The sequence below is a fragment of the Polynucleobacter sp. MWH-UH23A genome (genome assembly GCF_040409805.1).
Classification (GTDB): domain Bacteria; phylum Pseudomonadota; class Gammaproteobacteria; order Burkholderiales; family Burkholderiaceae; genus Polynucleobacter.
The window spans coordinates 993,789-1,008,622 of record NZ_CP099572.1; the positions used below are offsets into that span (position 1 = coordinate 993,789).

The following is a 14,834-nucleotide window of genomic DNA, read 5'->3' on the forward strand; positions in this document are numbered from 1 at the left end:
ATGCGAAAAAAAATTCAGGGAAGGCCTCTTTTTTGGCGAAAAAAGTCCAAGGTTCCTAGGTTACTTATTTACCTTCTTGCCCTCATAGGATTTATCACCATTCTTTATGCTGCCATTTTCTTATGGCCAGTTGTGCCAAGTCACTCCAATGAGCAAAATGGCCTTGCGTACAAAGTAAAAATAGCACCTCAATCTGGTTTAGCAAGTATTTCACAGCAGTTAAAAGAACAGGGCTTGTTTCTCTCAGCCCTTCCTTTTCAAGTAAGCGCACGAGCCCTTTTTGTTGGATCAAAACTAAAACCAGGAACGTATTTGTTACCTCAAGGTGCTAGCCTAGGAAAAGTGTTGTTACAGATAGCGCGTGGCGATCGAGTGCGTGAGAGCATCTCAATCATTCCAGGCATGACAATTTGGCAGGTCCGAAATTTAATAGACTCACATCCTGCATTAATCCATCAAACAAAGGGTCTGAACTCAAAAGCGCTATTACAGGTTTTGAAACTCAACTATTCGAGTGATGAAGGAATCTTTTATCCTGACACCTACATCTTTGACCCCGATGATATTGATACCAATATATATCAGCGCGCATCTCAGGCCATGCAAAGACAACTTGACCTAGCATGGAAGCAAAGATCGCCAAATTTGCCCCTAAGTAACCCATACGATCTGCTGATCCTCGCGTCTATTATTGAAAAAGAAACTGGCAAATCTGGTGATAGAGGTTTAATTGCAGCTGTTTTTGTAAATAGGCTTAATAAGGGAATGATGCTGCAAACGGATCCAACTGTCATATATGGTATAGGACCTCGATTTGATGGCAATCTTCGTAAAACTGATTTACGCAAAGATAGTCCCTACAATACCTATATGCGCAAAGGTTTACCTCCAACTCCTATAGCTATGCCCAGTAAAGAATCTCTTTTGGCTGCGACACATCCCGTAGATAGCAAAGCTTTATATTTTGTCGCTAAGGGTGACGGTAGTAGCCACTTTTCAGAAACATTAAATGAGCATGAATCTGCCGTTGATCGCTATCAACGCAAACCCATGACTAAATCCAACTAGCACAATAGACTTATAAGAACATCATGAATTCAGGATATTTCATTAGCTTTGAGGGCATAGATGGCGCCGGAAAAAGTACCCATATCGATAGCTTTTGCAAGTTGATGCAGGGCCGCTATCCCGATCGAGACATAGTTGTTACACGTGAACCTGGTGGCACAGCTTTGGGAGAGCAACTGCGAACTCTATTGCTTGATGCCCCCATGAATCTCGAAACAGAAGCGCTTCTCATGTTTGCAGCAAGACGTGAGCATATTGCCCAGATAATTGAACCCGCCTTGAAAGCTGGAAAAATTGTGATTTCAGACCGATTTACTGATGCTAGCTTTGCATACCAAGGGGGAGGGCGGGGATTAAGCATCGCCAAATTAAATGATCTAGAACAGTGGGTTCAGGGTCAACCAGATGGATCTTTGCTCCAGCCAAACCTAACCATATTGTTTGATTTGCCTGGAGAAGTTGCAGAAGCTCGTCGCTCAAAAGTCCGGACTCCAGACAAATTTGAAAAAATGGACCTTAAATTTTTTGAAAAGGTTCGGCAAGAGTATTTGCGGCGTGCCAATGAAAATCCAAAGCGCTTTCATGTGGTGGATGCAACCCAAACCCCAGAAGCCATCTGGAGCGGTTTAGAGAGTTTGAATATAAAGATTTGATATTTGATGTTTCCCGCTATTGAACAAGAAATCAAAATTGCTCCATGGCTTAAGCCGTTATGGACCAGCCTGGACTTTGATCGCTTTCCCAATGCTGTTTTGATACATGGACAATCAGGAATTGGCAAATTTGCATTTGCTATTGAACTTGCTAAGGCATTGCTATGTGAATCTACAAACCTAGCAGGACGACCATGTAATGAATGCGATGGTTGTCATTGGTTTAATACAGGAAATCACCCTGACTTTACGGCTTTAGTTCCAGAAACTCATCGCAAATTATTGCCACAGACTGACTATGAGTCAGTTGAGCCCACCAAGAAATCACGCAATACAAAAGATGATGATTCGGAATCAAGCGAGAGAAAGGAAAAAAAGAACATTTCCATAGAAGAGACTAGGGGCGCCATAGAAAGTCTTGCTATAGGATCTCATCGGGGTGGTAATCGCGTCATTTTAATTTATCCGCTGGAGATGTTGCGCTCTGACTCTGCTAATACCCTGCTTAAGTCTCTTGAAGAGCCGCCAAATAAAACTATTTTCATCTTATTGGCCGATAGGGTTGATCGCGTGCTTCCAACGATTCGCTCGCGCTGTAGATTGTTAACTGCTCCAAGACCTGATCGATCGACCGGTTTAGCTTGGCTTAAATCTCAATTAAGCGGCTCTTCTGAAGTCAAGGTGACTGATAGTGACATCGAAACAATTTATGATGAGCAGGGTGGGGCACCCCATGCAGTCCTTGAATCCTTGATTGCCAGACATCACAAGGATGAGAAAGATGAGCTCACCATCTCAATTGCGGCATCGCGGATACTGCTTCAGTCAATGGCGCAGGGCGCTCAAATTAATTGGCTTGAAACTTCAGAAAAAATTCATAAGGCGCAATATTCATATTTATTGGCTACCATGCAACGTTGGGTATCAGATCTTCAATTGGTGAGTATGGGCGGCAAACCTCGATACTATCCAAAACACATTGGTACGCTTAACGGCCTCTCGCAGACAGCCCAAGTTATCAAGCTACTTCAATTTTGGAAATCCCTTGTTCAGGCTCGCCGATCTGAAAATCATCCTTTAGCTGCCCGTATCCAATTAGAAGCTTTGCTATCTCAATACCAACAAGTCTTTGAGGTTTAAGCTAGGACCAGAATTGACTGAGACAGTCTAAAATGGACTTATGTTCATTGATTCCCATTGCCACCTCGATTTTCCTGAATTCAGCAGTCGTCTGCCTGAAGTTTTGGCGAACATGAAAGCTGCAAGAGTAAGTCATGCGCTTTGTGTATCAGTAGATATTCCAGATTTTCCAAATGTCCTGAAATTAGCTCAGGAAAATGTCAATCTTTATGCCTCCGTGGGTGTGCATCCAGACTATGAAGATACCCCGGAGCCCACTGAAGAATTTTTAGTAAGTACCGCTTACGCAAACCCTAAAATAGTTGCCATTGGCGAAACTGGACTTGATTACTACCGCATGGGTGATCGAAGCTATGAGTCTATGGAATGGCAACGAGATCGATTCAGAACCCATATCCGGGCCGCCCTAAAGGCTAAGAAGCCCTTAATCATTCATACTCGTTCCGCTTCAGCCGATACTATTCAAATCATGAAGGAAGAGGGTGCAGATGCTATTGGCGGGGTAATGCATTGCTTCACTGAAAGCTATGAAGTTGCTAAAAAAGCGATGGATTTAGGTTTTTATATCTCTTTTTCAGGCATTGTGACTTTCAAGAGCGCTAAAGACCTTCAAGAAACTTGCATAAAAATCCCACTTGAACGCATGTTAATTGAGACGGATTCTCCATATTTAGCGCCCATTCCGTATCGCGGCAAAACGAATGAGCCAGCTTGGGTATCTAAAGTCGGTGAATTTATTGCCGACCTTAAAGATGTCCCAATTATTAAACTTGCAGAGCAAACATCGAATAATTTTTATCAATGTTTTCAAATAAATAGAGCTATTTAATAATGTATTTACTTAAGAAAAAGTCAATTGTATTAGGCATATTTTTTACCATTGCGGGTTTTCAGATAGGCGCCCAAACCCCATCACAAGTAGAAGATTTCGCTAAAGCAGCTAAATTTGACGATGTGTCTGAGGTTAAATCATTGATATCCAAAGGTCTTAGCCCAAACACGGTGGACTCAAAGGGCAATCCAATGCTGGTATTGGCGATTAAGGATCGATCTACTAAGGTTACAGAATTCTTGCTTCAAAGCCGCAATATTGATGTTGATTTGTCCAATAAATACGGTGAAACACCGCTGATGATGGCATCAATTGAAGGTGATTTGCCTGTAGTTACAACTCTAGTCTTACAAAACAAAGCTCGTATAGATCATATAGGCTGGACGCCGCTGCATTACGCATGCGCCAAAGGCAATTTTGATGTTGCTAAATTTCTTGTGGCAAATGGAGCCGTTGTTGATTCCAATGCATTAAATGGCACAACGCCACTAATGATGGCAGTTCAGTCAGGCAACGAGGATCTTGTGCGTTTCCTGCTTGATAATGGCGCTGATATTCGATTACGCAATACCCAAGGATTCTCAGCCATTGATATTGCTGAAATCTATGACAAACCATGGATTGCGGATGGGCTTAAATCACGCTGGCAGAAGCTTTACAAGCAACCATATCCAGGCCCTCAGAAGCAACTTCCTACAAAATCCTCATAAATACATTTTGCGTATAATCATTATTATGTCAAATAAGATTATTACTCAATAGTTCATTTCCTAACAAGTCATGTTCAACTTCATCCATAACACTGACCTACCCAGCTTTGTCACTCTATTTAATGAAATCAATGCGGATATTGGCAATAGCCAAATATGGTTGGTATTGATCAGTGCATGTCTGATGTTGGCAGTTCATGCAATTGTTGTTTTAGGGATTGCTGGAGCATTTCATTGGATTGATGGAGTTATGTCCCGCCATAGAATTTTTGGGGCAAGCTTCCTTTCCTATTTTATAGCTATCTTCTTGGTGATAGCGATCCATTTCACCGAAATTATTGTTTGGGCCTACATTTGTGTTGGCATGAAGGTTTTTCCAACAAACCCTCAAACATTCTTCTTTGCAGGTGAAATGTATACAACGGTTGGATATGGCAATTACAAGCTAACTGAACAATGGCGAATATTGCCAATTATCATCTCTTTCACAGGCATTTTTGCCGTATCTATGTCTGGTGCAGCTTTGTACACTATGATGGGGTCGCTAATTAATAAAGGCAATTCGCAGGGCGAAAAAATAGGAAGTTAGTTAAATCCAGGTGTTGGGCTGGGGTTTAGTGAGATTGGATTCTTTTGCTTAAATACCAGTTCAAGTACACGCCCATTAGCCTCTAGAGACCGAATGCGCCCTGGGAGCCACTCTAAGTCTTTTGCCAACCAGATGTCGACCTGGCGCTTATATGGGTCGTTTTCCCGTTGCATTAATGCGTAACGTCTATTTACCGCCTTACCCAAGCTAGGAATGTCTTCATTGACTGCCTCCCCATAGCTTTTGAAATGCCACTGATCTAGGGTGTTGTAGTCAACAACAGGTATTGAGCGAACAGTACCTGGCTCGTCAATCTTGCTATCACCATTAAGAAGAGATGCCAATTGAAACATCAGACTAAATCGATCTTGAGTGCCTGGGACTATATCGGGCGTAAATTCAGGCTTCTCGGAAAAGAACATCTGCCCTCCTCCATTGCCGTCACGATCAAAGCGTGTGTAGCGTGGAGCCCTAGTTCCACGTTGCGTCCAATAGATTGCTGGAGCAATACCAAAGGAGTCAACTGTTCCTCTTGACTCAAAGACAAATGGTCCAACAAATGCATAGGGTATGTTGACATACAGGCGATAGTGATTGCCATCCACAATCCAATCGATTTCACCCGTTTGCAATTTCTGACCATCAACAAAGGAATCGTAAAAAATAGTTCCCGATTCTGGCAGCTTAAATGGAACTCCAGCTTGATTGAATGCACCTCCTTGGGCATTTGAGTTTGAGGTCTGGTTATTTGGCAAATCATTTGAAGAACTTTGCTCCTTAGATTTCTGCTTAGGAGCTCTAGTCATTTGAATTTTCTTCGGTGGCTCTGATTTCAATTCAGACCTAATAATTAGATCATCAGCTACATCCGGAACATTAGAAAAGGAAATAAACGGTAATCCAAAAAACAGAATGAGGTGCCCCAACAAAGATAGGAGCAAGGCAATCAGAAGAACTCGCAAAGATTGTTTGCGAAAAAGTGAACTCATACTAGATCGCAATACTAGCAAACTGTCGACTTTATGTCAGACCCTCGAGAAGTCGACTATTTTTAGGAAGATTTGCTGCCAAAAAATCCATCTGATCTGCCAAGATATTGCGCCCCTTCAGAATCATGTCTTCATAGAGGCTTGGTAGGTATGGCGCATAGAGCAAACTCATTCCAGCCTGTTCGGGAGTTCTATTGCCCTTGCGTTGATTACAAGGCCTACATGAAATCACTAGATTCATCCAAGAATATTTTCCACCCCTGCTATTTGGAATAATGTGCTCGGCTTCTGCACAGCTTTCTTGAATAACATCTCCACAATAAGCGCAGAGACCACGATCGCGTTTAAATAATTTGTGCTTAGTAATAACTGGAACTACATCAAAAAGATTGATTTTAGAGTTACCTTTAACGGCAATGATTGAATGGAGTTCAATAATAGATTGTGTACCACTGATCCGAGATATGCCACCACGCATACGCATAATTGGGTCACCCAAAGTCCAAAGAATGCTGCCCTCCGCATAATGCTTGGTAGCCCCTTCAGCATTCACCCAGCCCTGGGGAATTCCACCAGCGTCTAATTTCAAGATGCTCAGCACAAACCTCTCCTTTCTAGACAGCCTACATATTCAGTCTTTAAGCAGTCGTTTTGATCATCTTACCGAAGAAGCAAAATGCAATCAACAGAGGGTATTTTTAGCTTGATATAAATTTCAAGACTTGTGGGAGGTGGTCTGCGTAGTCCGCAATTCCATGGTCGCTACCCTCGAGGACAAGTTGTTTAGCACCAGGATAAAAGCTAACCATCTCTCGCCAATCCAGGAGCTCATCACCCTTAGCAGCAATTAGAAAATATCGGGATGGGTTGGTAATCTTTTCGACCTGCAATGACTTAAGCTCATCAATATACTCAGGACGAAAATCAAATGGTTCATCACTGTCATAAGCAGTCATCATGCCAACATGCGGAGCTAACTCTCTTGCTGCCCTAACAGCGGGATTTAAAACGATAGCTTTGCAGCCATATTTTTCAGCTAGGTAGTTAGCATAAAATCCGCCAAGCGATGAGCCAACAACAACCAATCTTTCGGCATCAGATTGCTTGATATGGCCTTCAACCAAAGCCATACTTTTCTTAGGTGATGCAAGTAATTGTGGACAATACCATTCAATAGAATTTTCTGGACCTGAAATGGATTTGATCCCCTCACCCGTCATCACCGCCTTACTAGATCGGGGTGATGAGCGAAATCCATGCATATAGACCAATAAGGTCGTACCCATATACATCGGAGTCAATTAGGACTTCTGCCCCACTTCAAAATTCGCCATTATCTCAAGGGCCTTGACCATTGCCGAGTGATCCCACGACTTACCGCCATGTGCCGCACAAGAATTGAATAACTCTTGTGCGGTAGCGGTGTTGGGAAGAGAGACGCCTAACGATCTTGCACTATTAAGGGCTAGATTCAGGTCCTTCTGATGAAGCTCAATACGAAAACCAGGGTCAAATGTGCGCTTGACCATTCGCTCACCATGCACTTCTAGAATCTTTGAACCAGCAAAGCCACCCATGAGTGCCTGGCGAACTTTAGCAGGATCCGCCCCGGCTTTTGAGGCAAATAACAAGGCCTCTGCAACGGCTTCAATATTTAATGCAACAATGATTTGATTTGCAACTTTAGCAGTTTGTCCATCGCCATTGCCGCCCACGAGATTGATATTCTTACCCATCAAATCTAAAACGGGCTTGACCTTATTGAATACGCCCTCTTCGCCGCCAACCATGATTGAAAGGGTTGCATTCTTAGCGCCTACTTCGCCACCAGAAACTGGGGCGTCGAGGTAATCACAGCCAAGCGCATTCATTTTTTTAGCAAACTCTTTTGTGGCGATAGGCGATATGGAGCTCATGTCCACCACAATTTTTCCTTTACTTACTCCTGCGGCAACACCATTTTCCCCAAACAGGACCTTTTCAACATCAGGAGTATCAGGAACCATTGTAAAAATAATATCTGCATTCTGCGCCACCTCTTTAGGGGTAGAACATTGTTTGGCTTTTGAGTTAGCGAGTAATTCAGGTACCTTGCTACGCGTATTGATAAAAACAGAGTGTCCAGCATTGACTAGGTGACTAGCCATGGGAGCACCCATAATGCCGAGTCCAATAAATCCTAGTTTTAGTTGATTGTTCATAATGTCTCCGACTTTGATTGTTATGTCTAAATATTTTAGGCAGTATGTTCGCTTAACCAGGTAAGACCTGCCTGAGTGGTAGTTGCCGGCTTGTATTCGCAGCCAATCCACCCCTTGTAGCCAATACGGTCAAGAAATGCGAATAGGTAACGATAATTAATCTCGCCAGTTCCAGGTTCATTACGTCCAGGATTATCGGCAAGTTGAATATGGGCAATTCGTGGAAGATATTTTTGAATGGTATTTGCTAGCTCGCCTTCCATGCGTTGGGCGTGATAGATGTCATATTGAAGAAAGAGATTATCAGCACCCACTTCATCCATAATTTCAATAGCTTGGGTAGTTCTAGATAGATAAAACCCAGGGATATCAAATGTATTGATTGGTTCAATCAATAAACGCAGACTCGCCTTCTTTAATTCAGAGGCGGCATAGCGTAGGTTTTCAATAAATGTTGTACGTAATACATTTGGATCAACATCGGCAGGAGCTTTTCCAGCTAAGCAATTGAGTTGTCCCACGTTAAGGCACTTGGCATATTCAACGGATTTAGCGACACCTTCACGAAATTCTTCTTTACGGTCAGGCAAGCATGCAATACCCCGCTCACCGGCTTCCCAGTCTCCAGCAGGCAAATTATGAAGAACTAATTGCAACTGATTCTTGTCTAATTTTGCTTTTATTTCCTGAGCAGGAAATGCATAAGGGAAAAGGAATTCAACGGCTTTGAATCCTGCTCTACCCGCCAAGTCGAAGCGCTCTAAAAATGGAGCTTCGTTAAAAAGCATAGTTAAGTTAGCGGCAAACTGTGGCATCGGAACCTTTTTAAAATGCAAATTAAATTAGAATCTTAACAAAGATAGGAATATTGATCCTAGGTGTGAATCTGGTCTTAAATGGCTATTTTTGAAGAAAATTGAGCTAATATTGGTATCAAGATCGTTTACTTATAGGGAACAGAATGAATATTCAATTTATTAAAGCCTTCTTAGGGCTTATTAGTGCAACTACTCTCTCGGCAGCGGTTGTTGCGCAAACAAATCCCTCTCCAGCTTCTAATAAGCCTATGGTGATCGATGCTGCAGTTGTTGATAACAGTTATTCGCTCTATGAGGGTGATGTTGTTAAGGTTGATAAAAAAACCCGCACCATCACTTTTAAAAATAAAGAGGGTGAATCTAAATTTGTAGCAGGACCTGAAATCACCAATTTCAATCAGATTAAAAAAGGTGATCATCTAAATGTAACTTACCAACTTGCCGTGGCAATTGAGTTGATTAAGACTAAGAGCGATGGTGTGCGCAGCAAAGTAGAAACAAATACCGTTACATCATCAAAGGCAAATGAAAAACCAGCTGAAACAATTGCAAATAAGACTACTATCATTGCTGATATTGTTGAAGTAAACCGGGAGAAAAAACTGGTTTCAGTAAAAGGTCCAAGCGGAAAAGTGACAACGATTACCGTCAAAAACCCGGCTCTTTTAGCTGACGTTAATGTGGGCGAACAAGTAAAAGTAATCTATTACGATGCTATGGCTGCTTCAATAACAGCCCCCAAGAAGTAACTCGATGCAGTTTTTAGTTGTTTGTAGCAAAGTATTTTTTGGTCTAGCTTTATCCGCCCTGCTTCTGGCCTGCGCCAATACAACAAGGTCAGGAGCAGTTGGCATTAATCGATCCCAATTTTTAGCGGTATCAGCATCTGAAGTCGATCGCTTATCTGCCATTAGTTATAACGATCAGAATCAAAAGGCTAAAGAGAAAAATATTCTAATTACCTCCGGCCCTGCCTACGATAGGCTAAAGATCATTTCAACTCGATTAATTGCTCAAACTGGTGTCTTTCGTGACGATACCCAGCAATGGAACTGGCAGCTCGTATTGATCAACGCCCCAATACTAAATGCAACATGCGCCCCTGGTGGAAAAATAACTTTTTACACAGGGCTAATTGAGCAACTCAAGCTTAGTGATGACGAAATCGCTGCAATCATGGGTCACGAAATTGCCCATGCTCTAAGAGAGCATGGACGTGAAAGATTATCGCAAGCTATGGCTCAAAGCGCTGTCGCGAATATTGCAATGGCTGTAGCCGGACCCTACAGCTCGGCTGTAAGTGCTGCAAATCAAGCGGCTCAGTATGTGCTGGTTCTTCCGAATTCTCGCCAAAATGAATCTGAAGCAGATGCGATTGGATTAGAGCTTGCTGCTAGAGCTGGATACAACCCGAGGGCAGCCATTAGCGTGTGGCAGAAAATGAATAAGGCTACAGAGGGCAAAGGCACATTAGAGTTCTTATCCACCCACCCATCAGGTGACACCCGAATCGAGCAACTTACAGAATTAATGCCAGCCGTTGAACCCCTATATCAAGCCTCCAATAAATCAAAAGCTAAATAGAGTCTAATTCTTTAGGTTTGTGGGGGGGATTTTTCAGTAATTCGCGTATCTTGTTGTCACCTTCAACTAGAAGCTTAAATCGAGATTCGCTAACTAACATTGCCATCTTGGAGTTGTATTGCTCTCTACGAAGCCATTCAACCAGAAAGCAAACTAAGAGCGTATATGTTGCATACACAAACAGTACGCGCAAGTCTCTAGAGTCAATAACTGTAAATTCACCAAATGGTGCCATAAAAAAATAAGAAATTAATGGAACGCTCAGAGAAACTGTTAATAACGCAGGCCCCGTACCAAATAAGAATGCAATCAAAATGGTATTAATTTGAAAGAAAAATAAGGGTAATGCATCCTCGATCTGCGGCTGAAGGGCCATTCGTACACAGAAGGCAAAAAATACCCCAATAACCGCATTTAAATAACCAGCAGCTTTATTTGGGCACCATCTGAAGGCGTTAAGATTATGTTTCATTGATTCTTTAGTCGGTGTATTCTCTTGGAACGATATTAGAGACAATGTATAAGATGCCGGAAATTAATGCAACAGGAGACTCAAGTAATAGTATTACGATCTTGCTACCAGGCTTAAATGGTGGCGGGCTGGAGCTTGGCCAACTTCCGAGCTTTTTAAACTCTAATGGATTTGAAACGCTAATACCTAAAATTAATGGCTATCTCTATGGTTCAAACCCAGATAGTTATGAAGATTGGATTAGCCAAGTGCATAACGCCATCGACGAAATTAAAGGCGCTTATAAAACAATCAATTTAGCAGGCATTAGCATGGGCTCTACTCTTGCCCTTGCCGTAGCCAGCCAAAGAACTGACATATCTTCAATAGCTCTTCTTTCGCCGGTATTGCGTTATGACGGTTGGTCTGTACCTTGGTATAGATTCCTTTTGGATATTGCTTATAACCTTGGTATTCGAAACTGGGAGTACTCGGAGCGCGAACCATTTGGTATTAAGAATCCAGATCTGCGAAGGAGGGTTAGAGATAGATTCAAGGCGCACGAGCTTTCAGAGGTTGGAGCCCCATTAATTACTGCGAGGCATTTGCACGAAGCCAAAGGATTAATGTCTTACGTATCCAAGAATTTAGATGCCATAACCTCTAGGTTATTAGTCATCCAATCCGTCGAAGATGACACCTGCACTATATGGTCTGCAGAAAAGATTCTTGCCGATACCAAGTCAGACTTACGGAGAGCTATATGGCTCGGAAATAGTTATCACATCATTACTATTGATAACGAACGCGAAGTTGTGCTGAATGAGGTATTGCGCTTCTTTACAAGAGCGGCGGGCGGGAATTTAGGCATTGATAGCTACTACTCTGATAAATCGCCAAAAGTTTTAAAGACGAGAGCTAATTAAATTCTAAGCCATAAGAAGCTAAAAAGCCTCCAATGTGGAGGCTTTTTAATTGAGAATTTGGCGGAACGGACGGGACTCGAACCCGCGACCCTCTGCGTGACAGGCAGATATTCTAACCAACTGAACTACCGCTCCAAATTACTTCGAGGTACTGCATCTACAACAGCCAAAATATTTGGCGTCCCCAGGGGGATTCGAACCCCCGTACTCACCGTGAAAGGGTGATGTCCTAGGCCTCTAGACGATGGGGACCTAGACTACTTAGTACGTCTTCTGTTTTGAAATCTTGGTGGAGATAAGCGGGATCGAACCGCTGACCTCTTGCATGCCATGCAAGCGCTCTCCCAGCTGAGCTATACCCCCGAAATCTCGCAATAAAACCACAAGAGAATCAAAACAATCCAAGATTTTAGCCTATTTTTGTGCGACTGCGCAAATTGCACGCTAGACCAGCCTAGAAAGCCGATTTATCACCTCATCTTTGCCCAATACAACCAAGACCGAGTCAATGGCTGGGGTCTGGGTCGTAGCGAACAGTCCATAACGAACTGGCATGGCAAGCGCGGGCATTTTTAACTGATGCTTTGCCAATACTTGTTTGAATGCTGCGCTATAAGACTCTTTGTTTGGCTCAGAAGACTTAATTGCTTCAATCAAATCTCTTATAGCGGGAACGACTGCTTCAGGTATGTTTTCAGAGATTTGATCTGCAGTAAGTTGTGGTGCCGGTAAATAAAAAAGTTTTGAGCCCTCTGCAATTTCAATTAAGGTGTTTGCTCTGTCTTTTAATAATCCAACTACTTGAACAAAATCTGGTCCATGTTCAGTATTTATTCCCAATTCATGAGCAAATGGCTTAGTTGCCTCCGCTAGTTTTGCTACATCTGTATTTTGAATATATTGGTGATTTAGCCATAGCAATTTTTCAGGATTATGCTGAGCAGGAGAGCGCCCAAGACTTTCAAGATCAAACCAGCTTACAAATTGCTCCTTTGTAAAGACTTCGGCATCTCCATGTGACCACCCTAACCTAGCAAGGTAATTCAATATAGCTTCAGGCAAATAACCCGCCCTCTGATAGTCGCGAACGCTCATTGCGCCATTACGCTTGCTCATTTTTTCACCGGCATCGTTCAGCACCGTTGGCAAATGAGCATAGATTGGGGGCGTACCGCCCAAGGCTTTCATGATGTTGATTTGTCTAGGGGTATTATTGACGTGATCATCGCCTCTAATCACATGGGTGATCTTCATATCTAGATCATCCACCACTACGCAGAAGTTATAAGTAGGCGTTCCATCAGGTCTTGCAATAATGAGATCATCCAATTCATTATTCGAGATTTCGATCTGCCCTTTGACTGCATCATTCCAAATGACTGATCCACCAATTGGGTTTTTAAAGCGGATTACTGGTTGCACACCCTTAGGTATCGGTGGCAAAGTTTTACCTGGTTCAGGTCTCCATAAGCCGTTATAGCGTGGTTTTTCTTTTTTTGCCATCTGTTGATCACGAAGAAGATTCAATTCATCTTCACTCATATAGCAGGGATAGGCTAAACCAGCGTCTAGCATTTGCTTGATCACTTCCCGATAGCGATCAATACGCTGCATTTGGTATATTGGCCCTTCATCGATATCCATCCCCAACCAAGCCATTCCCTCAATAATCACATCAACAGCCTCTTGGGAAGAGCGCTCTAAGTCGGTATCTTCAATTCTCAGAATAAAGTCACCCTTGTTGTGACGAGCAAATGCCCACGGGTAAAGTGCGCTACGAAGGTTTCCCAAATGTATAAAGCCCGTGGGACTGGGGGCAAAGCGAGTACGAATATGCATAGAAACTATTATCTCAGGTCAGCATATTGAACGGCAATTTCAAAAAAAGTGGATACTTTCACCCATGAATGAGCTACTTGTATTTATTTGTGATGGTGCACCTGTTCGCGGGGAGATAGTTTCTATTGGTTCTGCCTGGCAGGCTGTTTTAGAGCGTCGAAATGACCCTCCAGCGGTCCGCAAAATACTGGGTGATTTCGTTGGTGCTGCCACCCTGCTTAGCGCAAGCCTTAAATTTGATGGCACTTTAATTATCCAAGCTCAAAGTAAAGGTCCTATTCAGCTTTTAGTGGTTGAGTGCAAGTCTGATCTGAGTATGCGTGCAACGGTAAAACTTTCAGTAGAACCTTCAGAAATTGACGATACAGCAACTCTAGGCGAATTATTGGACGCCAGTGATACTGGGAGATTGGTCATCACACTTGATTCCGCGGATCGAGAACCAGGACAAGCACCCTATCAAGGAATTGTTGCTCTTCAAGAGTATATAGGCGATGAACTTAGGCCAGTTTCAAGCGCAGCTGAAGCGATAGCGCTGTATATGCAAAATTCAGAGCAACTAGACACACGCATTTGGCTAAGTTCCGACGATAAAAGTGTTGGCGGCCTACTCTTGCAGAGGCTTCCAGACTCTGGCGGTCATGCCCATCTTCAACCGCAAGTTGCTGCTGAGGGCTGGTCTCGCATTCAGACCCTTGGTGAGACTATTACTAATGAAGAATTGCTGACACTACCTCCTCAAACAACCTTAAGAAGGCTATTCCTGGAAGAATCAATGGAATATGGGGTACGCAGCTTTCCGGTGCGCCCTATTCGATTTTCTTGCACCTGCTCGCGCAATAAAGTAGCTGATGTACTTAGGATGCTTGGCGAAGAAGAAGTTCAAGGCATCCTAGAAGAGCGTGGATCTGTTGAAACAATTTGTGATTTTTGCGCTAAGCCATATCGATTTGATGCAGTTGATTGCCTTCAGGTCTTTAAAACTGACTTATTAAGTGATGCCACAAGACCGCCATCAAAGGGCCATTAGGCAA

General features: G+C 42.9%; 17 protein-coding genes and 3 tRNA genes. 10 read left to right on the forward strand and 10 right to left on the reverse strand.

What is annotated here, in order from left to right; translation table 11 throughout:
- The 6 genes from mltG (at position 1) to NHB35_RS05260 (ending at position 4,992) form a co-directional block, all read left to right on the forward strand.
- Positions 1–1,068: an endolytic transglycosylase MltG gene (gene mltG / locus NHB35_RS05235; RefSeq protein ID WP_353433325.1), complete on the forward strand. Its 1,068-nt coding sequence runs from the start codon at positions 1–3 to the stop codon at positions 1,066–1,068.
- Positions 1,069–1,091: 23 nt separating this feature from the next.
- A complete protein-coding gene (gene tmk, locus NHB35_RS05240; protein WP_353433326.1) occupies positions 1,092–1,721 on the forward strand; it encodes a dTMP kinase in 630 nt (209 codons plus the stop codon).
- Positions 1,722–1,727: 6 nt separating this feature from the next.
- Entirely contained in the window at positions 1,728–2,861 is a 1,134-nt protein-coding gene (locus NHB35_RS05245) for a DNA polymerase III subunit delta' (RefSeq protein WP_353433327.1), read from the forward strand.
- 40 nt (positions 2,862–2,901) lie between these two features.
- On the forward strand, positions 2,902–3,690 hold the full coding sequence (locus NHB35_RS05250) for a TatD family hydrolase (protein ID WP_353433328.1): 789 nt from the start codon (positions 2,902–2,904) through the stop codon (positions 3,688–3,690).
- A gap of 2 nt (positions 3,691–3,692) precedes the next feature.
- Positions 3,693–4,403: an ankyrin repeat domain-containing protein gene (locus tag NHB35_RS05255; protein ID WP_353433329.1), complete on the forward strand. Its 711-nt coding sequence runs from the start codon at positions 3,693–3,695 to the stop codon at positions 4,401–4,403.
- A 70-nt stretch (positions 4,404–4,473) separates the two neighbouring features.
- Positions 4,474–4,992: an ion channel gene (locus NHB35_RS05260; RefSeq protein ID WP_353433330.1), complete on the forward strand. Its 519-nt coding sequence runs from the start codon at positions 4,474–4,476 to the stop codon at positions 4,990–4,992.
- Here NHB35_RS05260 and NHB35_RS05265 read toward each other — a convergent pair.
- From NHB35_RS05265 to hyi, 5 genes are all read right to left on the reverse strand, one after another.
- Entirely contained in the window at positions 4,989–5,981 is a 993-nt protein-coding gene (locus tag NHB35_RS05265) for a DUF3108 domain-containing protein (RefSeq protein ID WP_353433331.1), read from the reverse strand. The two genes, NHB35_RS05260 and NHB35_RS05265, sit on opposite strands and share 4 nt — an antisense overlap.
- Positions 5,982–6,012: 31 nt before the next feature.
- Positions 6,013–6,579: an HNH endonuclease gene (locus tag NHB35_RS05270; RefSeq protein ID WP_353433396.1), complete on the reverse strand. Its 567-nt coding sequence runs from the start codon at positions 6,577–6,579 to the stop codon at positions 6,013–6,015.
- Between the two features lie 100 nt (positions 6,580–6,679).
- Positions 6,680–7,273, reverse strand: a complete 594-nt coding sequence (locus NHB35_RS05275) for a YqiA/YcfP family alpha/beta fold hydrolase (protein WP_353433397.1) — start codon at positions 7,271–7,273, stop codon at positions 6,680–6,682.
- A gap of 9 nt (positions 7,274–7,282) precedes the next feature.
- Positions 7,283–8,182 carry a 2-hydroxy-3-oxopropionate reductase gene (glxR, locus tag NHB35_RS05280; protein ID WP_353433332.1) on the reverse strand — a complete coding sequence of 300 codons (900 nt, stop codon included), beginning with the start codon at positions 8,180–8,182 and terminating at the stop codon, positions 7,283–7,285.
- A 35-nt stretch (positions 8,183–8,217) separates the two neighbouring features.
- A complete protein-coding gene (hyi, locus tag NHB35_RS05285; RefSeq protein ID WP_353433398.1) occupies positions 8,218–8,997 on the reverse strand; it encodes a hydroxypyruvate isomerase in 780 nt (259 codons plus the stop codon).
- 146 nt (positions 8,998–9,143) lie between these two features.
- Here hyi and NHB35_RS05290 point away from each other — a divergent pair, with 146 nt between their 5' ends.
- Both NHB35_RS05290 and NHB35_RS05295 read left to right on the forward strand, forming a co-directional pair.
- The gene (locus NHB35_RS05290) at positions 9,144–9,749 is read left to right on the forward strand and encodes a hypothetical protein (RefSeq protein WP_353433333.1); all 606 of its coding nucleotides are present in this window, start codon (positions 9,144–9,146) and stop codon (positions 9,747–9,749) included.
- A 4-nt stretch (positions 9,750–9,753) separates the two neighbouring features.
- Entirely contained in the window at positions 9,754–10,584 is an 831-nt protein-coding gene (locus NHB35_RS05295; protein WP_353433334.1) for a M48 family metallopeptidase, read from the forward strand.
- Here the strand turns inward: NHB35_RS05295 and NHB35_RS05300 are convergent.
- Positions 10,577–11,056, reverse strand: a complete 480-nt coding sequence (locus NHB35_RS05300; RefSeq protein ID WP_353433335.1) for a DUF4118 domain-containing protein — start codon at positions 11,054–11,056, stop codon at positions 10,577–10,579. The genes NHB35_RS05295 and NHB35_RS05300 overlap by 8 nt on opposite strands.
- A gap of 53 nt (positions 11,057–11,109) precedes the next feature.
- Between NHB35_RS05300 and NHB35_RS05305 the strand changes: the two genes are divergently transcribed.
- Positions 11,110–11,961 (forward strand): alpha/beta fold hydrolase, encoded by an 852-nt coding sequence (locus tag NHB35_RS05305; RefSeq protein WP_353433336.1) that lies wholly within the window; start codon positions 11,110–11,112, stop codon positions 11,959–11,961.
- 58 nt (positions 11,962–12,019) lie between these two features.
- Here NHB35_RS05305 and NHB35_RS05310 read toward each other — a convergent pair.
- From NHB35_RS05310 to gltX, 4 genes are all read right to left on the reverse strand, one after another.
- Positions 12,020–12,096: transfer RNA gene (locus NHB35_RS05310), tRNA-Asp, on the reverse strand.
- Positions 12,097–12,137: 41 nt separating this feature from the next.
- Positions 12,138–12,213, reverse strand: a tRNA-Glu gene (locus tag NHB35_RS05315).
- A 35-nt stretch (positions 12,214–12,248) separates the two neighbouring features.
- A tRNA-Ala gene (locus NHB35_RS05320) sits at positions 12,249–12,324 on the reverse strand.
- Positions 12,325–12,405: 81 nt separating this feature from the next.
- Positions 12,406–13,800, reverse strand: coding sequence for a glutamate--tRNA ligase (gene gltX / locus NHB35_RS05325; protein ID WP_353433337.1), 1,395 nt, complete (start codon positions 13,798–13,800; stop codon positions 12,406–12,408).
- A 64-nt stretch (positions 13,801–13,864) separates the two neighbouring features.
- On the opposite strand from gltX, the gene NHB35_RS05330 reads away from it, so the two are divergent.
- Positions 13,865–14,830 carry an Hsp33 family molecular chaperone HslO gene (locus tag NHB35_RS05330; protein WP_353433338.1) on the forward strand — a complete coding sequence of 322 codons (966 nt, stop codon included), beginning with the start codon at positions 13,865–13,867 and terminating at the stop codon, positions 14,828–14,830.
- Positions 14,831–14,834: the final 4 nt, after the last annotated feature.